At 42.6% G+C, this 17413-nt stretch carries 17 protein-coding genes; all 17 read left to right on the top strand.

Features of this window, described 5'->3' with window-relative positions:
- The first annotated feature begins 14 nt into the window (after window positions 1–14).
- Window positions 15–1763 carry an ABC transporter ATP-binding protein gene (locus LY28_RS00605; protein ID WP_110460224.1) on the top strand — a complete coding sequence of 583 codons (1749 nt, stop codon included), beginning with the start codon at window positions 15–17 and terminating at the stop codon, window positions 1761–1763.
- Window positions 1757–3487 carry an ABC transporter ATP-binding protein gene (locus tag LY28_RS00600; protein WP_110460223.1) on the top strand — a complete coding sequence of 577 codons (1731 nt, stop codon included), beginning with the start codon at window positions 1757–1759 and terminating at the stop codon, window positions 3485–3487. Before LY28_RS00605 ends, LY28_RS00600 begins: the two co-directional genes overlap by 7 nt.
- A gap of 64 nt (window positions 3488–3551) precedes the next feature.
- A complete protein-coding gene (locus LY28_RS00595) occupies window positions 3552–4913 on the top strand; it encodes a salicylate synthase (RefSeq protein ID WP_242981106.1) in 1362 nt (453 codons plus the stop codon).
- Between the two features lie 388 nt (window positions 4914–5301).
- Entirely contained in the window at window positions 5302–5598 is a 297-nt protein-coding gene (locus LY28_RS00590; RefSeq protein WP_110460222.1) for a BMC domain-containing protein, read from the top strand.
- Window positions 5599–5610: 12 nt separating this feature from the next.
- Window positions 5611–5886, top strand: a complete 276-nt coding sequence (locus LY28_RS00585; protein WP_110460221.1) for a BMC domain-containing protein — start codon at window positions 5611–5613, stop codon at window positions 5884–5886.
- Window positions 5887–5890: 4 nt separating this feature from the next.
- Window positions 5891–6370, top strand: a complete 480-nt coding sequence (locus tag LY28_RS00580) for a GNAT family N-acetyltransferase (RefSeq protein WP_110460220.1) — start codon at window positions 5891–5893, stop codon at window positions 6368–6370.
- The gene (locus LY28_RS00575) at window positions 6367–7170 is read left to right on the top strand and encodes a 2-amino-3,7-dideoxy-D-threo-hept-6-ulosonate synthase (protein WP_110460219.1); all 804 of its coding nucleotides are present in this window, start codon (window positions 6367–6369) and stop codon (window positions 7168–7170) included. Before LY28_RS00580 ends, LY28_RS00575 begins: the two co-directional genes overlap by 4 nt.
- Entirely contained in the window at window positions 7167–8300 is a 1134-nt protein-coding gene (locus LY28_RS00570) for a 3-dehydroquinate synthase II domain-containing protein (RefSeq protein WP_110460218.1), read from the top strand. Before LY28_RS00575 ends, LY28_RS00570 begins: the two co-directional genes overlap by 4 nt.
- A gap of 34 nt (window positions 8301–8334) precedes the next feature.
- Window positions 8335–9876 (top strand): AMP-binding protein, encoded by a 1542-nt coding sequence (locus LY28_RS00565; protein WP_165835453.1) that lies wholly within the window; start codon window positions 8335–8337, stop codon window positions 9874–9876.
- 1 nt (window position 9877) lies between these two features.
- A complete protein-coding gene (locus LY28_RS00560) occupies window positions 9878–10978 on the top strand; it encodes an acyl-CoA dehydrogenase family protein (RefSeq protein WP_165835452.1) in 1101 nt (366 codons plus the stop codon).
- 32 nt (window positions 10979–11010) lie between these two features.
- Window positions 11011–11286, top strand: a complete 276-nt coding sequence (locus LY28_RS00555) for a EutN/CcmL family microcompartment protein (protein ID WP_110460215.1) — start codon at window positions 11011–11013, stop codon at window positions 11284–11286.
- 52 nt (window positions 11287–11338) lie between these two features.
- Complete coding sequence (locus LY28_RS00550; protein ID WP_340162524.1) at window positions 11339–13033, top strand: TrpB-like pyridoxal phosphate-dependent enzyme; 1695 nt, start codon at window positions 11339–11341, stop codon at window positions 13031–13033.
- A gap of 16 nt (window positions 13034–13049) precedes the next feature.
- Window positions 13050–14468 carry a UbiD family decarboxylase gene (locus LY28_RS00545; RefSeq protein WP_110460214.1) on the top strand — a complete coding sequence of 473 codons (1419 nt, stop codon included), beginning with the start codon at window positions 13050–13052 and terminating at the stop codon, window positions 14466–14468.
- A complete protein-coding gene (locus tag LY28_RS00540; protein WP_110460213.1) occupies window positions 14458–15480 on the top strand; it encodes an N-acetyltransferase DgcN family protein in 1023 nt (340 codons plus the stop codon). Before LY28_RS00545 ends, LY28_RS00540 begins: the two co-directional genes overlap by 11 nt.
- Window positions 15477–16502: an enolase C-terminal domain-like protein gene (locus LY28_RS00535; RefSeq protein WP_110460212.1), complete on the top strand. Its 1026-nt coding sequence runs from the start codon at window positions 15477–15479 to the stop codon at window positions 16500–16502. The genes LY28_RS00540 and LY28_RS00535 overlap by 4 nt, the downstream gene beginning before the upstream one ends.
- Entirely contained in the window at window positions 16495–17070 is a 576-nt protein-coding gene (locus LY28_RS00530) for a UbiX family flavin prenyltransferase (RefSeq protein WP_110460211.1), read from the top strand. The genes LY28_RS00535 and LY28_RS00530 overlap by 8 nt, the downstream gene beginning before the upstream one ends.
- 57 nt (window positions 17071–17127) lie before the next feature.
- Window positions 17128–17397 carry an acyl carrier protein gene (locus tag LY28_RS00525; protein ID WP_165835451.1) on the top strand — a complete coding sequence of 90 codons (270 nt, stop codon included), beginning with the start codon at window positions 17128–17130 and terminating at the stop codon, window positions 17395–17397.
- Window positions 17398–17413 lie beyond the last annotated feature (16 nt).

The following is a 17413-nucleotide window of genomic DNA, read 5'->3' as shown; positions in this document are numbered from 1 at the left end:
AGGAAGAATGAAACATGAATGAAAATTTTAAAAGACTCTTTAAAAAGTATTCTTCTCCGTACAAGGGTATGTTTGCAGGCTCAATCGGATTATCCGTGCTGAGTGTCGTTTTAGGTATGCTGCCCTATCTGGCGGCAGTTAAAATGACGGTGTATTTGATATCAGGTCAGAAAAGCATGCAGTATTTGTCCTTTTGGTGTGCGGCAGCTGCATTAGGCTATATTTTAAAGGTAATATTTTCCGGCTGGTCTACCTCCATTTCCCACAAGGCGACCTTCACGACCATAAGGGATATACGGAAGCAGCTGGTAGCAAAATTATCAAGAATGCCTATGGGAAACATCCTTGATACGCCCTCGGGGCAGTTCAAGGACACTATAGTGGACAGAGCGGAAAGCCTTGAAACGCCTTTGGCACACCTTCTGCCGGAGATGACGGCAAATATACTGGTGCCTCTGCTTATACTGGCCTATTTATTTGTGCTGGATTGGAGAATGGCCTTGCTCTCTCTGGTCACAATACCTGTTGCTATGGTTTTTATGATGGGGGCAATGAAAACATACCCTGAAAAATATAAGGAATCAGTCAAAACAAACCGTGATATGACAAATGCGATTGTCGAATATGTAAATGGGATAGAGGTAATAAAGGCATTCAGTCAAAGTGCCTCCTCCTATAAAAAATACAGTGATGCGGTTGTAAGAAATGCAAGTTACTTTTATCAATGGATGAAGAGCTGTCAATGGTATATGGCGTCATATAACACAATATGTCCGGCAGTATTGATTTCTGTTCTGCCGATAGGCTTTCTTTTCTTTTTAAATTCTTCACTTCCGGCAGCTGATTTTATAACCGTAATCATTTTATCGCTGGGAGTGGTGGGGCCTATAATTGCGGCTACCGGCTATGTGGACCAATTGGCCGGTGTCGGCACCATAGCAAATGAAATCTGCGGCATATTGGACGCACCTGAATTAATCAGACCTGATAAGGAAGTACTTATAAAAGACTTAAATATAAGGCTTGAAAGGGTTTGCTTTTCTTACAGGGAGGATTCGCCTGAAAAAGCTCTGAACGGCGTAAGCCTGTCAATTACGCCGGGAACCGTTACAGCATTGGTAGGCCCATCCGGCAGCGGCAAGTCAACCATAGCAAAGCTGATTGCAGGCTTTTGGGATGTTAGCGAAGGAAGAATCACCCTTGGAGGAAGAGATATAAGAGAAATACCCCAGTGGCAGCTGGCGGATAAGATAGCATATGTGGCTCAGGATAATTATCTTTTTGATGATACCATACGGGAAAATATACGAATGGGTAAAAAGGCTGCGGCTGACAGGGAAGTGGAGGAAGCAGCAAAGGCGGCGGGCTGTGATATTTTTATCAGAAAGCTGGAGAACGGATATGACACAAGGGTAGGTGATGCAGGAGGCCGTCTGTCGGGAGGAGAAAGGCAGCGCATTGCCATTGCAAGGGCAATGCTTAAAAATGCGCCTGTTGTAATACTTGATGAAGCGACCGCTTATATTGATCCCGAAAATGAAGCAGTTATTCAGAGTGCAGTCGCAAGGCTGGTAAAAGGCAAGACCCTGCTGGTCATTGCGCACCGCTTGTCCACCATTACAGACTCGGATCAGATTGTGGTTGTGAAGGACGGAGTGATAGCAAGTACCGGAAAACACAGTGAGCTGCTTAATAAATCAGGCTTGTACAGGGAAATGTGGGAGGCTCATATCGGTGCTAAGGATGGTGATTTGAAATGTTAAATGTATTTAAAAAAATATGGGAATTTTCAGGTAAGGAACAGTCCAATATAAAAAAGTCGCTGGTGCTGGGTGTAGTGAATGCAGTATTTAATGCTTTCCAGCTGTGGGCAATTTTTATAGTTCTATCTGCGCTGCTGGGTTCGGGCAGCGGAGTACGGACTGCGTTACAGGCAGCTGCGGTTATGCTTTTAAGCATATTGGGGAAAATCCTTACCCAGTACTATTCCCAGCTGCAGCGTGTCCATGCGGGATATTTTATGGCGTCCGAAAAGAGAATCCAGCTTGGAAACAAGCTTAAAGCAATTCCAATGGGTTTTTTCAATAAAAACAGTCTGGGAGATATTACCGCCATAGCCACAACTATATTGAGCGATGTGGAAAATACAGCGCCTATAATATTGGTAAACACCCTTGGGGGTTTTTTGAATGCCATTATTTTTGCCGTTTCAATTATGATTTTTGACTGGAGAATGGGATGTGTTGTATTTGCAGGAATTGCAGTATTCCTTGCGGTAACCTCATTAATGGAGAAAAGGTCGAGAAAGGATGCTCCCTTGCGGCAGGAAGCGCAGCAGCAATTGGTGAGTGCGGTTCTTGAGACAGTTCAGGGGATGAGTGTTGTAAAAGCCTTTAATTTAGAAGCAAAGAGGGATAAAAGAGTGGATAAGTCCATAGAGGAGAGCTGCGGAAAAAATTTGGCAATGGAAAAAAGCATGGTTCCGTTTTCTGCCCTGCAGCAGATTGTATTGCATATGTTCAGTGTTATTATGATGTTTTTTTCCTGTTATCTGTATACAACAGGCAGGATGGAGCTTATAAATTGCATTATGATGCTTATTGCCTCCTTTATCATTTTTGAGCAGCTAAAGGCAGCCGGAAGCGGAACGGCAATTCTTCGCCTGACTGAAACCTCCATAGACAGGGCAAACAGGATAAACGAGGTTCCTGTAATGGATGAAAGGGGAGCTGAAATATCTCTTGAAAAGCATGATATAAGCTTTAATAAGGTAGCCTTTGCTTACGGGAAAAGAAGAATTCTGGACAACATAACGGTACATATACCTGAAAAAACGGTTACTGCAATTGTAGGTCCTTCTGGCTCCGGAAAAACAACCCTGTGCAATCTTATTCCACGCTTCTGGGATGCGGATTACGGCGAGGTTCTGATAGGAGGAAGAAATGTTAAGGATTTCAGTCTGGACAGCCTCATGAGGAATGTAAGCATGGTATTTCAAAATGTATATTTGTTTGAGGATACGATAGAAAACAATATAAAATTCGGGAAAACGGAGGCAACCCGTGAGGAAGTGGTTGCCGCCGCTAAAAAGGCTTGCTGTGACGACTTTATAAGACTTCTTCCCGACGGCTATAATACCAGAATCGGGGAGGGAGGAGCCTCCTTGTCGGGAGGTGAGAAGCAGAGAATTTCAATTGCACGTGCCATGCTGAAGGATGCGCCTGTAATTATCTTTGACGAAGCCACCGCAAATATAGACCCTGAGAATGAGGACCGGCTGCAGTCGGCAATAGAGGCTCTTACAAAGGATAAAACCATTATTATGATAGCGCACCGTTTAAAGACGGTTCAAAAAGCAAATCAGATTCTGGTTCTGAATAACGGGAGAATAGTACAGAAGGGCACTCACGAAACGCTGATGAAGTCCGGCGGGCTTTATGCGGACTTTATAGGAGTGAGGGAAAAGGCTCTTGGATGGAAATTGTAAATAATTGCACCTTCAAATCAAAATATACTTATGAATTTATATAAACATAAAGGAGGAAAAACTTTTGTCAGAAGCTATAAAATACACTGAAAAACACATTAATGCGGAAAGACCCTTTAACAAATACATATTGGCAGCCTGCTTGTGTGAGGATAATGACACGTATTGTGTTTATGAAAACGGAGAGACTGTTTCAATAGGTATAGGCAGCTATACGGATATTATTATTACGGGTGCCGGAATTTCAATAAAAAAAGGAACAACAGAAGAAACAATTCCGGTAAAGGATTTTAGTACCGATGTTTACGGTGCATTAAAAAAAATCAGGATTGATGGCTGGAGAGCATACGGATATGCAAATTATGGCCTGTCCAGATATACTTACGGGCTGGATATGGGCAAGGAGAAGGAGGAGCTTATACGCTTGTTTATTCCGGAGGCTGAATACAGGCTTTTAAACAAAGGTATACAAATCCGTACATTGAACAAGGAAAAAATAGAGCTGCTGGAAAAGAAGCTTAAATATGCTTTGTGCGCAAGATATGAGCATAACAGCGGAGAACTGCTGGATTCTCAGGAGGTTATCCGGTATGACGGAGATTACTATAAGGAAATTGTAGCTGCCGGGGTTAAAGAAATAAAAAGCAATAAATATCAAAAGGTTATTTTGTCAAGAAAGATTCCTTTGAATAAAAGGCTTGATATGAGAAAGACATATGTTAAGGGAAGAGAAGCAAATTCGCCTGCAAGATCCTACTTATGTGAAATTGACGGACTGGAGATTGTTGGCTTCAGCCCGGAAACGGTTGCAGAGGTTGCCGCTGACGGTACGGTATTTACCTTTCCGCTTGCGGGGACGAGAGCATTAACAAACAACTCCGGTGAAAACATGAGGCTGAAAAATGAATTGCTGAAGGATACAAAGGAAATCGCGGAGCATGCCATATCGGTTAAGCTGGCAGAGGAGGAGCTGACACAGATTTGTGAGGAGGGTTCTGTAATGGTTACGGAGTTTATGTCGGTGCTTGAACGGGGAACTGTACAGCATTTGGGTTCCAGACTCAAGGGCAGGCTCAGTGAGGGAAAGAATCCCTGGCATGCCCTCAGCAAGCTGTTTCCCGCGGTAACTGCGTCAGGAATTCCCAAAAGGGAAGCTATCGAGGCAATAGGAAGAATAGAGAAAAATCCGAGGGATTTATACAGCGGAAGCGTTATGACCTATGACAGCGACGGAGCCTTGGATGCAGCTCTGGTATTAAGGAGTATTTTCCAGACACCAGATGAAACCTGGGTGAGAGTGGGAGCCGGTATAGTGGATATGTCCAATCCCGAAAGGGAGCTGGAGGAAACCCGCGAAAAGGTAAGCAGCGTGGCAAGGCAGCTGGTTGCAGACAGCTCATGCGGCTCCGGGGTGCAGTGCATATAGAAGCCGTATTTTTTAGTTTTTCATACATGAGGTACCTGTCCTGATATTGGGCAGGTGCTTTTTTTAGCTGTATGTTAAGAAAAGCCTTTTATCTGCAGAAAGCCTAAAACCTTTGTAAAAATGTAACAATTAAATCAATAAATTACAAATATTTTTATACGTTACAAATATTGACAAATATACGGGATAAGCTTATAATAATGGTAAAAAATGTTAAAAAGTACTGTATACATTTGTAGTATATTAACCTGCGCGCCGGGCTTTCGGCACAAAAATTTGGTAAGGCTTTTTGTGCAGCACCTCTTTTTCACAGAGGTACGCACTTAATTGACAACTATATTTTGATTTTCGGCTATGGATATAAAAAATACAAATCGGGAGAAGGCTGATGGATAATTCTTTAATTATTATTCGTACGGTAGGTTTATCCAACGTAATAAAAACTTTTGATATGGTTATTAAAAATACGTACGTAGAATTAATGAGAATATTGCCTGAAATGGGAGGTGGTGCACTCAATATTATTCTGAAGGGAAGTCTGGGGCAGATAGAGGAAGCGGAAATACTGCTCCGGGATATGTTTGAAAAAAAAGGTATGAATTATAATCTCATTGTTATTCCGAATTTCAGCTTTGACATTATAAATTTGGATTTACAGGAATTAAAAATTAAGGATGATTTATAGGAGGGCATATCGATGGATAATGCAATAGGGTTATTGGAAACCAAAGGGCTGGTAGCTGCCATAAATGGAGCTGATGCAGCAGTAAAAGCGGCAAGTGTTAAGGTAATAAAGGTGGAAAAGATAGGGTCTGCATATGTGACTGTTGTTATAAGAGGTGATGTGGCGGCAGTAAAGGCGGCTATAGATGCTGCGGCGGAAGCGGCATCAAAATATGGCGAGCTTATAAGTGCCCATGTGATACCAAGACCTCATGAGGAAGTTGAAAAAAGCTTTGGATTTCAGGAGTGATGCTATGAAGGGCATTGATTTAACAGCCGGCAGAATAGCCGAAGCAAACGAGAAGGACTTGTCTGAAATACTGAAGCTTCAAAAGAAAGCTTTTGAAATGGTGGCAGTCAAGGAAAATAATTTTGATATTCAGCCGCTCAAGCAAACCTATGAAGAGATTGTTCAGGAGTTTGCAAAAAGAAAATTTATAAAGTACGTACTTAACGGTGCTATTGTAGGTTCTGTGCGCGGACATGCTGACGAACAAAATATATGTTATGTTGGAAAACTGATAGTACATCCTGACTTTCAGAACGCAGGCATAGGAACGGCTTTGATGAAAGAGCTTGAAAGGCATTTCAGCACTTGCAGCAGTTTTGAGATTTTTACAAGTCAAAACAGCGAAAACACCTTGAGCCTGTATAAGAAGCTTGGCTATACCGAGAGGTATGTCAGGAAGGTTGATAACGTTTCTATAGTTTTCATGAAGAGGGAAAACATATGAAGGATTTAAGATTAAGAAGGCTTATATGCCAGAAAAGCAGAAGGATGCTTATAACACCGCTGGATCATGGAGTTACACTGGGGCCGATTGACGGTATAAGCAATATACGTGACACACTGCATGCGCTGTCTGGAACTAAGGTCAATTCTGTAGTTCTTCACAAAGGCAATATTATCAATTGCAGTGATGTTTTATCAGAGAGCAAGGATTTATCCGTTATACTTCACTTGAGTGCTTCTATAGGCTTTAGTCCCAATAACGAAAGAAAGGTACTTGTTGCCTGTGTTGAGGAAGGGGCAAGGCTGGGGGTAGACGGAGTTTCAATCCATGTAAATCTCGGAAGCGATTATGATTACCAGATGATTAATGATTTCGGGCACGTGGCGGACGAATGCCAGAAATGGGGATTGCCTTTATTGGCAATGATGTATCCCAGAGGAAAAGGTGTGGACGAAAAGGATGTAAACAATAATATGATTGCAGCCAGAGTCGCAATGGAAATAGGTGCGGATATCGTAAAGGTAAACTATATGGAGGATAAAAAATCCTTTGAAAAAATTGTAAGAGGTGTCAGTATACCTGTTGTTATTGCCGGAGGTGAGTTTTCTTCTGACAGTGAGAAATTTTTAAGGGATATTAAGGATGCAATTGATGTAGGAGCGGCAGGAGTGGCTATAGGAAGAAATGTATTCCAGAGAAAGGATATGGAGGATTATATAGCCGCAATTGATTCTATAGTAAATAAGGATGAAGGTATAAATGATGCCTTAAAGTTTATACAGAGGAGAAAAATTGTATGAAGTGTGAAAAAAGTCTTTGGTTTGAGGTTAGTGCAGATACCTCCGCAGATATTTTGGATAAGGTATGCCAGCTGGAGTATAATCTTTTACTGGTCAGCAGTGCAACCGCCTCCAAGCTGAATGAAATAAAGCTGCCGCAGAGAATAAGGCTGGGTTATGCCGTATCCTCCGTTGAGGAGCTTGAACACGGGAAAAGCTGTGAGGAGCTTTGGGGAAGAGTTGATTTTGTTATAGCAGACAGCATCAATCTATGGGAAGAAATAAAAAACAGCACAGATGTCAAGGCAGGCTTAATTATCGATGTTGATGATAAGGAAGCACTCGATAAGGCTGTAGAGCTGGTTAAGCTGCATCTTGACACAGCGGTTATCCAATTCAAGGATCCTACCAATATTCCTTTGGAGCTGATACTGGCTACTACTCAGAAATCCCGGTGCCGGGTAATTAAGAAAGTCAAGGATGCCAGGGATGGAAAGGTAAGCCTTATGACAATGGAGGCCGGAGCTGACGGAATATTGCTGTCATCAAATGATATCGGGGAGATTGTAGAAATGGGAAACGTAATACAACTATCCAATAAAACAAAATTCAAGCTTCAGGAAGCTGTTGTTACAGGTATTAAGCCTGCGGGCATGGGAACAAGAGTATGTATTGACACAACGTCCGAGCTTACCCGTGATGAAGGAGCCTTGCTGGGGTCAACGTCAAGCGGAGGTCTGCTTACATGCAGTGAAACTCATTTCCTGCCGTATATGAAGCTGAGAACCTTCAGAGTGAATGCAGGAGGGATACATTTATATGTATGGGGGCCGGATGACAGTGCGGTATATCTTTCCGATTTACAGGCCGGGGATAAGATTTATGTGATGAACTCGGCAGGAGAGGCGCGGACTGTCACTGTCGGCAGGCTGAAAATTGAAACAAGACCGCTTCTCCAAATTGAATGCGAGATTGAAGGCGTAAAGGTAAATACCTTTATACAGGATGACTGGCATGTAAGAATGTTCGGATCAAAGGGTGAGATAAGACCTTCAAGTGAAATAAGGACAGGAGACAGGCTGCTTGGATTTCTGGACAAGCCGGGAAGGCATGTCGGTCTTAAAATTGATGAGACAATCAAGGAAGTTTAAAATAAACTTTTAAATAGCTTAGGAGTTCATGACTATGAGATTAAAGAGGCTTCTTGACCAAAGAATTGAATCAGACTCCGGCAATATGGCTTTTATCAGTGGTGATACTGAGGTTTCTGCTCCGGAATTTCTGAAAATATCTTACGGCTTATGTAAACGATTATGCGGCTTTGGCTTAAAAAAAGGTGACAGGCTTCTGATTCTGGCACCAAAATCCATAACCTCAATAGCATATATATTCAGCTGTATGCTTGAGGGGTATATTTTTACTCCTGTTGATACGGCGACGCCGGAAGAGCGCCTGCGTTTTATAATCAATGATTGCAAGCCCGGAGGAATAGTTGTTGATACTGACAATATAAACAGACTGGGAGAGGCTTTTTTCAATGACTATCCGGAGATGCTGATTTTTCCTGTTGAGGCTGCCGGAGAATCTCTTTTTTCTTTGGAAGCTTTCGGGGACAGCGGTGCTTGTCAGTCCAATAAGCCTTCCGGATTGAAGGATGAGGATAAGGCATACATTATTTATACCTCCGGCTCAACGGGAACACCGAAGGGAGTTACTGTCTGCAGGTCAGCCTTGGCAAGCTTTATAGAATCATCAATAAGAAAAGCCCGGTATACGGAAAATATAAGGTTTCTGAATTTCTTTCCTCTCCACTTTGACCCCGTTCTGATGGAAATAATAATGCCGTGGGTTGTGGGAGGGACAACAGTAATTTTTAATAAATTTCTATTTATAAATGATCTCGTAAAGGAACTTCAAAAGCACAGGATAACGGATTTTTCCTGTACGCCTAATATCATATCAATGCTTGTCGGCAGAATATCCCATTATCACAAATATGAATGGCCCTCGCTCAGATCTATATGGTTCGGAGGCGAAAGCGCAAATATAAATGACCTTAAAAGATTCCGTGAAATTACTCCGGAGGTTGTACTTTTCAACGGGTATGGACCTACAGAGACGGTTATTGCGTGCAGCCTGCGCGAGATAACCGAGGAGGATCTGAATAAAGATATTCTTCCTATCGGTACACCAATGGACGAAGTTGTATTTACTATTGTAAACAACGGGCAGGAAGTTGCGGAGGATTATACGGCAGGAGAACTGTATGTGAGCGGTGAGCAGCTTATGGATGGATATTGGGGAAAGCCTGCCGAGGATGAGAAAAATAATTTTGCCTATTTTAACGGGAAAAAACATTACAAAACGGATGATAATGTTTACAGAAGCAGAGGCCTTTACTATTTTGTCGGAAGAAAGAGTGCAATGATAAAGCTCAGAGGCTACAGAATCTATCCCCTTGAAATAGAAAAGGCTCTGAATTCACTGGAGGAGATAGAATACTCATGCGTGGTGCTGGACGAAAAGAACAGCGTACTGGTTGGTATCGTTGAACTGAAGGATATATTCAAGAAGGAAGCAGAAATAAATGAGAAGATTGTGTCAAAATTGAAGGACAAGCTGCCTGCTTATATGATTCCTGAAAAAATATTATATGAGGACAGGCTTCCGAGAATGGATACAGGTAAGCTGGATATCCGTAAAATCCGGGAAATGCGGGAGGTATAGAATGGATAATGAAAAGCTGAAGGGATTGCTTGCTTATATCTCAGAGAATATAAGCTCATGGAATGAGCAAAAATACATACCCAGGGATGGCTGGCTGACATTCGGAAAGCAGGGAGTAATAGGCGTTTCTATGGACAGGGAACAGGGGATAAAGGCCTTTTCAGAATTAATAGCAGGCTTTTGCCGCTTCAAAAACGTGGGACTGATTTCCTCCTTTTCAGTTAATGAAATAGCCCTGACACTTCTGGCAAGGTTTAACAGCCCTCAGGCAGCAGCTGCAAAGGCGGAAGTGCTGGAGGGAAGGAAAAATATTTCAATGTGCATCACAGAAGAGGGAGCAGGCTCCGATGTGTCAGCTATTGCTGCGGAAGCGGCGGCTGTTGATAACGGTTTTGTTCTCAGCGGGAAAAAAACCATGATTTCAAATGGTCCCATAGCTGATTATTTTATTGTCGCTGTTAAAACAAATAAAGAGGTTGCCGCATGGAGAGGTATAAGCCTTTTCCTGATAAAAAAGGATGACCCGGGCTTGAAGGTATCTCCTGCGCTTCTGAAAGCAGGAGCACATCTGATGCCTTTGGGTGAAATAGAATTTGAGAACCTCAAGCTTACGGAGGAAAGGCTGCTGGGGAAAAGAAACAGGGGCTTTGAGCATCTTATGAGTGTACTCATCTTTGAAAGAACAGTTATTTCGATAATGTCAACGGCAATGAGCGAGGATGCTCTTGATTCTGTGATGGGTTACCTGTCCGAAAGAGAGGTGTTCGGCAAAAAGTTAAGGGATTACCAGAACACTAAAATGGTTATGGCAGATTTGTTTTCAAGAGCAAGAATAATGAGGGTGTTTGTTAATAATATTATGGATGATTTTGACAGCGGAATAATGGACAAAACAGATGTTATTATCGGGAAAATAATGGCTTCGGAGCTTTTGAAGGATATAATAGATGCCCTTTACAGGCTGTATGGTGCGAGGGGATATCTGGCAAGCCACTGGATTGCCAATTATTATAACGATGTAAGGTGGATAAATGCCGGCGGGGGTTCTAACGAGCTGCTGAAGGATGTTCTGGGGAACAATATCGTGCATGGAGGAAGCTGAAAACAAATAGAGCAAGGTTAAGGAGAATTCAGATGGTTATAGGCAGGGTGGCAGGAAATTTGCTGGCTACTATCAAAAAGCCCGAATTGGAAAAATACAAGCTGTTTGTTATTGAACCTGAAAAAGCGGGAACACATTTAAAAAATCCCGGATATTTTGCAGCTATTGATTTGGTAGGAGCTGGTATAGGGGATCGGGTGATTGTGCTTACGGGCTCACAGGTCCAAAATGCGGTTTCAGATAAGGTGCCGGCAGATGCGGCAATTGTGGGCATTGTAGAGGCGATGAATATTAAAAATAAGAAATGATAAGGTTTACAAGATATACAACATGTGAGCAGGAAGGAGGACTATTAGACTCATGTACGTCAAAGCAGTACATTTGGGTTTAATATTAAGAAATATTATGATGAATAATCGATTTGCAGGTAAAAAGGGCATCCCTGAATACTGGTATAATATTACGGCGGATTTTCCGGAAATGTATGTTCCAAGTATAGATCCCGCTACAAATAAGAGTGTGACTGCCGAAAGTCTCTCTAAAATTTATCCTGAAAGTCTGGTTGAGCAGGAGCTCAATACAAGGGACAGGTTTATTCCCATACCTGAGGAGCTTCTTAAAATGTATCAGACCTGGAGGCCTACTCCGCTGGTGAGGGCGTATAATCTGGAAAAATATCTTCAGACAAAATGCAGAATTTTTTATAAATATGAGGGTGTATCGCCTATAGGCAGCCATAAGGCAAATTCGGCGGTAGCACAGGCATATTACTGTAAAAGAGCAGGTTTTAAAAATGTCGTAGCAGAGACAGGCGCAGGACAGTGGGGGAGTGCAATAAGCATGGCATCTGCTTTCTTTGGCCTGAACAGTACTGTATTTATGGTAAAAAACAGCTTTGATTCAAAGCCTGCAAGAAGAATCATGATGCAGACCTTCGGGGCTGAGGTTTTAAGCAGCCCCACAAACAGAACCTCCGTAGGAAGAGATATACTTCAAAAAAATCCTTCCTTTCAGGGAAGCCTTGGAGTAGCAATAGGAGAAGCTGTAGAATCCGCTTTAAATGATAAAAATACGGCGTATTCCCTCGGAAGTGCGATGAATTTTGTCTGCCTGCATCAAACAATTATAGGCAGCGAATTGAAAAATCAGCTTGAGTCGCTGGATATCAAGCCTAACTATATAATTAGCTGTATCGGAGGCGGAAGCAGCTTTGCAGGAATAGCATTTCCTTTCCTGCCTGAAAAGGTCAGGAGAAAGTGGGACCTGAATTTTATAGCTGTTGAGTCAAATGCAGTCCCAAGTGCCACAAAGGGAGCTTATACATATGATTATGGGGATTCCGCGAGGCTGACGCCTTTAAGCAAGATGTATACCCTTGGGCATGAATTTGCAGCACCGGTTATACACTCCGGAGGGTTGAGGTATCATGGGCTTTCTCCTCTTGTAAGCAAGTTCATACTTGACGGTCATGCCACTGCAAGGGCATATTCACAGCTTGATATATACAATGCCGCAAAGCTGTTTGCAAAATGCGAGGGTTATATACCGGCACCCGAATCCGCCCATTCCATTAAGGCCGCAATTGATGTGGCAGCTGAGCATAAAAATGAAGAAAAAAATATTATATTCTGTCTTACGGGACATGGCTTTTTTGACCTTGCGGGATATGAAAAATTCAATTCCGGCAATATGGAGGATTCCTCCTCTCCGAATGAAAGCATCAGAGAGTCTCTTGAAAAGCTTCAGAAGTCTGTAGGTATTTCGGCATACGGACAGGAGACAGCATGTGCATCAGCTGTAAGCGGTAATACAGGCTTTGATTCGTGGTGGGATAAGCACTTTGGCGGACAACAGGAAGAAAGGAATGCAAGCTTTGCTGTAAGTACCGGACAAAAGGCGGTCAGGAATGATTTGCATAATGTTTTAACCGAAAAAAAAATAAGTGATGCATTAAGGGACAACCAGACAGAAATTCATGTTGCAAGAAGCTGTGTAATAACTCCTTTAGCTCAGGAGCTGATTAAACGAAGCGGTATAGGAATAAAATATGAATAAATTGCGGTGATTGATTATGAATGAAGAAATATATGATTTGAGAACTGCGCTTAGCCTTTTAAATAGCAGCGACGAAGAAATTGAAATAGTGGAGAGGGAGCTGTCGCCGGTCAGAGAGATTCCCTCGCATTATGCGGCACATGGTGCAGGCGTGCCTAATGCCGGTAATTTGAAACACGGCAGTCCGGTCATTTACAGTAATGTAAAGGGGCATTCCATGCCTGTACTTATGGGGCTCTTTAATTCCAGAGCCGCATGTGCAAAGATGCTTGGAATGGATTGCGAAGGAGTTGGAAAAGAGCTTTCGGAATATGTAGTTGAAGGCTTTCAGCCTGTAATGGTTGAAAATCCGCCCTGTCAGGAAAATGTAATAACCCGGGATATCGATATAACAGATATATTGCCTGTGCTTACATATACAAAGGATAATGCAGGTCCGTATATAACTACCGGAATAGTTTATGCCAGTGATCCCGAAACAGGTGAGGAGGATATTACAATACACCGGCTTTGTGTTCAGGGGAAGGATACCCTCACAGCTTATCTTATTCAGGGAAGGCATATAGAGATATTTTACAGGAAGGCTGCAGCAATGGGGAAGCCTCTTCCTATTACAATTAATATAGGTGTAGATCCGGCAATAATGCTGGCATCTACTTTTTCGTACCCGGTAACGCCTCTCGGCTTCAATGAGCTTAATATTGCCGGCGCAGTAAGGAAAGAAGGTGTCCGCGTTTCAAAGGCTGTCACCAATGAGGCAAAATGCATTGCCTATTCCGAGATAGTGCTGGAGGGGTATATAATGCCGCAGGAAATGCATGAAAACGCAAATTGTCCCGAAGGTCACTCACTGCCTGAGTTTCTGGGTTATATAGGAAAAGCGCAAAAATCTTTGCCGGTAGTAAAGGTGACTGCCGTTACATACAGAAACAACCCCATTTACCAGACGATAGTAGGGCCAGGTGCGGAGCTGTCCCATATATGCGGAATTGCGACTGAAGCGAGTATTTACAAATGTGTAAAGGACTCTGTCACAAGTAAGGTTTTAAATTGCTGCTGCAGTCATTGCGGCGGCGGTAAGCTGACGGCCTTCCTTCAATTCAGAAAGGACTCGGAGATTGACGATGCAAAAACAAGACAGGCTGGAATAGCTGCATTTACTGCATTTCATGAACTGAAGCACGTATATCTTGTTGACGAGGATGTGAATATTCTGGATGAAAGAGATGTGCTTTGGGCTATGACAACAAGATTTCAGGGTACTCATTCTATGATATCAATACCAAATCTGAACTGCCATGTGCTTGACCCCTCACAAAGTCCTGAATTTTCAAGAGATAACTCTGTCCGGGGAACAACCTACAAAACGGTTTTTGATTGTACCGTTCCCTTCAACATGAAAAACCAGTTCAGGAGGGTTGACTATGGATGGTAAAAGGATAGGAATCCTGACGGAAGGAGAGCTGCTTACCTTAAAAGCAAAGATGGCTCATGGTGTAATGCGTTACCGGAAGGACGTGGAAGCGGTTATTGACAAAAGCTGCTCCGGCGGGAATGTCAGGAAACTGCTGCCGTATGTAAATAAAAACATACCGGTTGTAGCTGATTTACAGGAGGCAATCGAGCTGGGTATAAATGAGCTGCTTATTGGTGTCGCACCTCCGGGCGGAGGCCTGCCCCCCCAATGGATGAATATCATTGAGGAGGCTCTTGCGTCAGGAATCAGAGTGGCGAATGGATTGCACATACGGCTTGCGGAGGAAGAGCGGTTCAAGAAGTATAAAAACAATATTTTTGACATCAGATACAGCTATGTTCCAAAGGAGGTTGCACACGGAAGAGCTGCAAAGCTGAAAAAAAATGTAATACTGACTGTGGGCTCCGATTGTGCCAGCGGTAAAATGACTACGGCTCTTGAACTTCATCAGTGCTGCAAAAAAAGAGGCATGAAATCTGATTTTATACCTACAGGGCAAACAGGCATGTATATTATGGATAACGGCTTTGCCATTGATACTGTTCTTTCTGACTTTATGGCCGGTGCCATAGAGGATTTTGTATGTGAAGCAGCAATACGGAATGACTTTGTTTTTGTAGAAGGGCAGGGCTCGCTGATTCATCCCGCGTATTCCGGTGTTTCGCTGGGGCTTATGCACGGTTCGGCACCTAATATTATCGTATTTGCACATGACATAACAAGAGAAAGGCTTGCTTATTTTGATAAAGCAATTCCAACGCTTGAGGAGCAGATAGAGATTACCGAAAGGCTGGCTGGATATCAGAGGTCTTGCAAGGTGCTGGGAATCTCTCTTTTTGCAGCCGGAATGGAAAGAAATGCAGTAGAAGAGGTTATTTGTGAAATGGAATGTAAATATGGCATACCTGTATTTGCACCGCTGGTTACCGGCTGTGACAGGTTTGTGGATATTTTGGAGGATTACCGGTGAATTTAAGTATCAGAAGGCTTGATTTAAGGCTAAAAGAGAAATTCAAAATAAGTCACTCTGAATTTGACAGCATAGCGCAGCTTTTGGTCATTATAGCGGACAAGGAAATAACGGCATACGGTGAAATAATACCTGTGGAATTTTTTGGAGAGCCGTTTGACAAAGCACATGAACAGGCTGTGAAGGTGCTGTCCGTCTATGGGAAGGAAATCTCGGGAATACAGACAGTAAGCGATGTAAGGCAACTTGTGCAAAAGCTGTCCGGACAGAAATATTTTAATTGTATAAAATGCGGCTTTGAAATGGCGATGTTGGATTATCTGGGAAAGGCAAATAAAAAAATGCTGTGGGAGCTTTTGGAATTGAAGGAGCCGCAAAAGAGGAAAACACCCTTTACTATGCCTATAATGGAAGGCCGAAGCTGGAAAAGCAGGATTCCGGAGGATGCAAGTCTTATTAAAATAAAGCTTGGAGGCTTGACAGACAAGGATTATCTGGAATATGTAAAGCAAGACAAAAGTAGGGATTTCTTTCTTGATGTAAATCAGGGCTGGACTATTGACCGGCTTGAGGAGTATCAGGAATATCTGAACATGGATAATGTATTAATGCTTGAAGAGCCTGTAAAGCCTGATAAAAAATCAGGGCTTGCACCGGTAAAAAAATTTCTTGCCAAGACACCCCTGTTTCTGGACGAGTCGGTGAAAAGCGGGAGCTCCGCAGTGGGCTTTGCCGGTTATATCGACGGAGTAAATATAAAGATTACAAAATTCGGCGGTCTTCTGCAAAGCCTTGAGGATGCGGGAATGCTAAAGGATAAAAACCTGAAGCTTATGTTGGGATGCTTCTTGGAATCATCTCTTTCGATAGCATATGCATATTCTGTCTCGGGACTTTTTGATTTCATTGATCTAGATGGAGCAACCTTTTTAAAGGAAGAGCCCTTCAAGGGTATAAAAATACATAATGGAGAAATAGTCATGGATTGCAGAGGATACGGCATAGGGGTGGAATATGAGTAAAAGGATAGCTGTTGCTGTTACCGGGGCTTCGGGAAGCATATATGCGCTCAGGACGATTCAGCTGCTGAAGGAATATGGCTGTGAGGTTTACCTTGTAATGTCCGAGGCTGCAATAGAAACGGTGAAGCTGGAAACCTGTCTGGATTTTGCCAGAGCTGTTCTTTCAAAGGTTGACGGGATTTTTGACAATAAGGATATCGGATGCTCTCTTGCAAGCGGCTCTTTTCAGTTGGATGCCCTTCTGGTAATACCCTGCTCGGTGAATACTGTAGGAATGCTGCATTCATCCTTGGCAAATACCCTTATAGGCAGATGTGCGGTAGTCGCCCAGAAGGAAAAAAGGCAAATAGTGCTGGTTCCCAGGGAAATGCCTATGACTGCCTTAACCCTCAAGCAATTATATGAGCTTTCAATGCTTGGGATGGATATATGTATTGCAAGTCCGGGATTTTATTCAAAGCCTGCCACAATGAATGAGCTGATTGATCATGTTGTATCAAAGGTACTGAATATACTGGGAATTAAAAATAATCTGATACCTGAATGGAATAGAAGGTTTATTGAGTAGCAATTGCAGGAATAGTACTAAATTGGGTTGCTAATATTATTTATGGAGGATGGCTGCATGAACAGAAATGAAATACTGGAAAAGATAAAATTTATTCTGGTAAATAAATTAAAGCTTGTGTCAAATAAGGAGCTGATTAACGAAAGGACAAATCTGCTGAAGGATTTCAGCATAGATTCGGTAAAGATAGTAAATCTGCTGGTTGAGCTGGAAAACACTTTTCAGATAGACATAGATTCCGAGGATATATCCTTTGAAACACTTACAGATATACCTAAGATGACGGATTTTTTAGACGGTGCTCTGAATCCGGCGGATAAATCCTGAGAAAGCAGGAGGTGAC

Source organism: Ruminiclostridium sufflavum DSM 19573 (genome assembly GCF_003208175.1).
Lineage (GTDB): Bacteria > Bacillota > Clostridia > Acetivibrionales > DSM-1351 > Ruminiclostridium > Ruminiclostridium sufflavum.
Note: the sequence above shows the minus strand (reverse complement) of the source record. Positions and strands in the feature narration are given on the sequence as shown.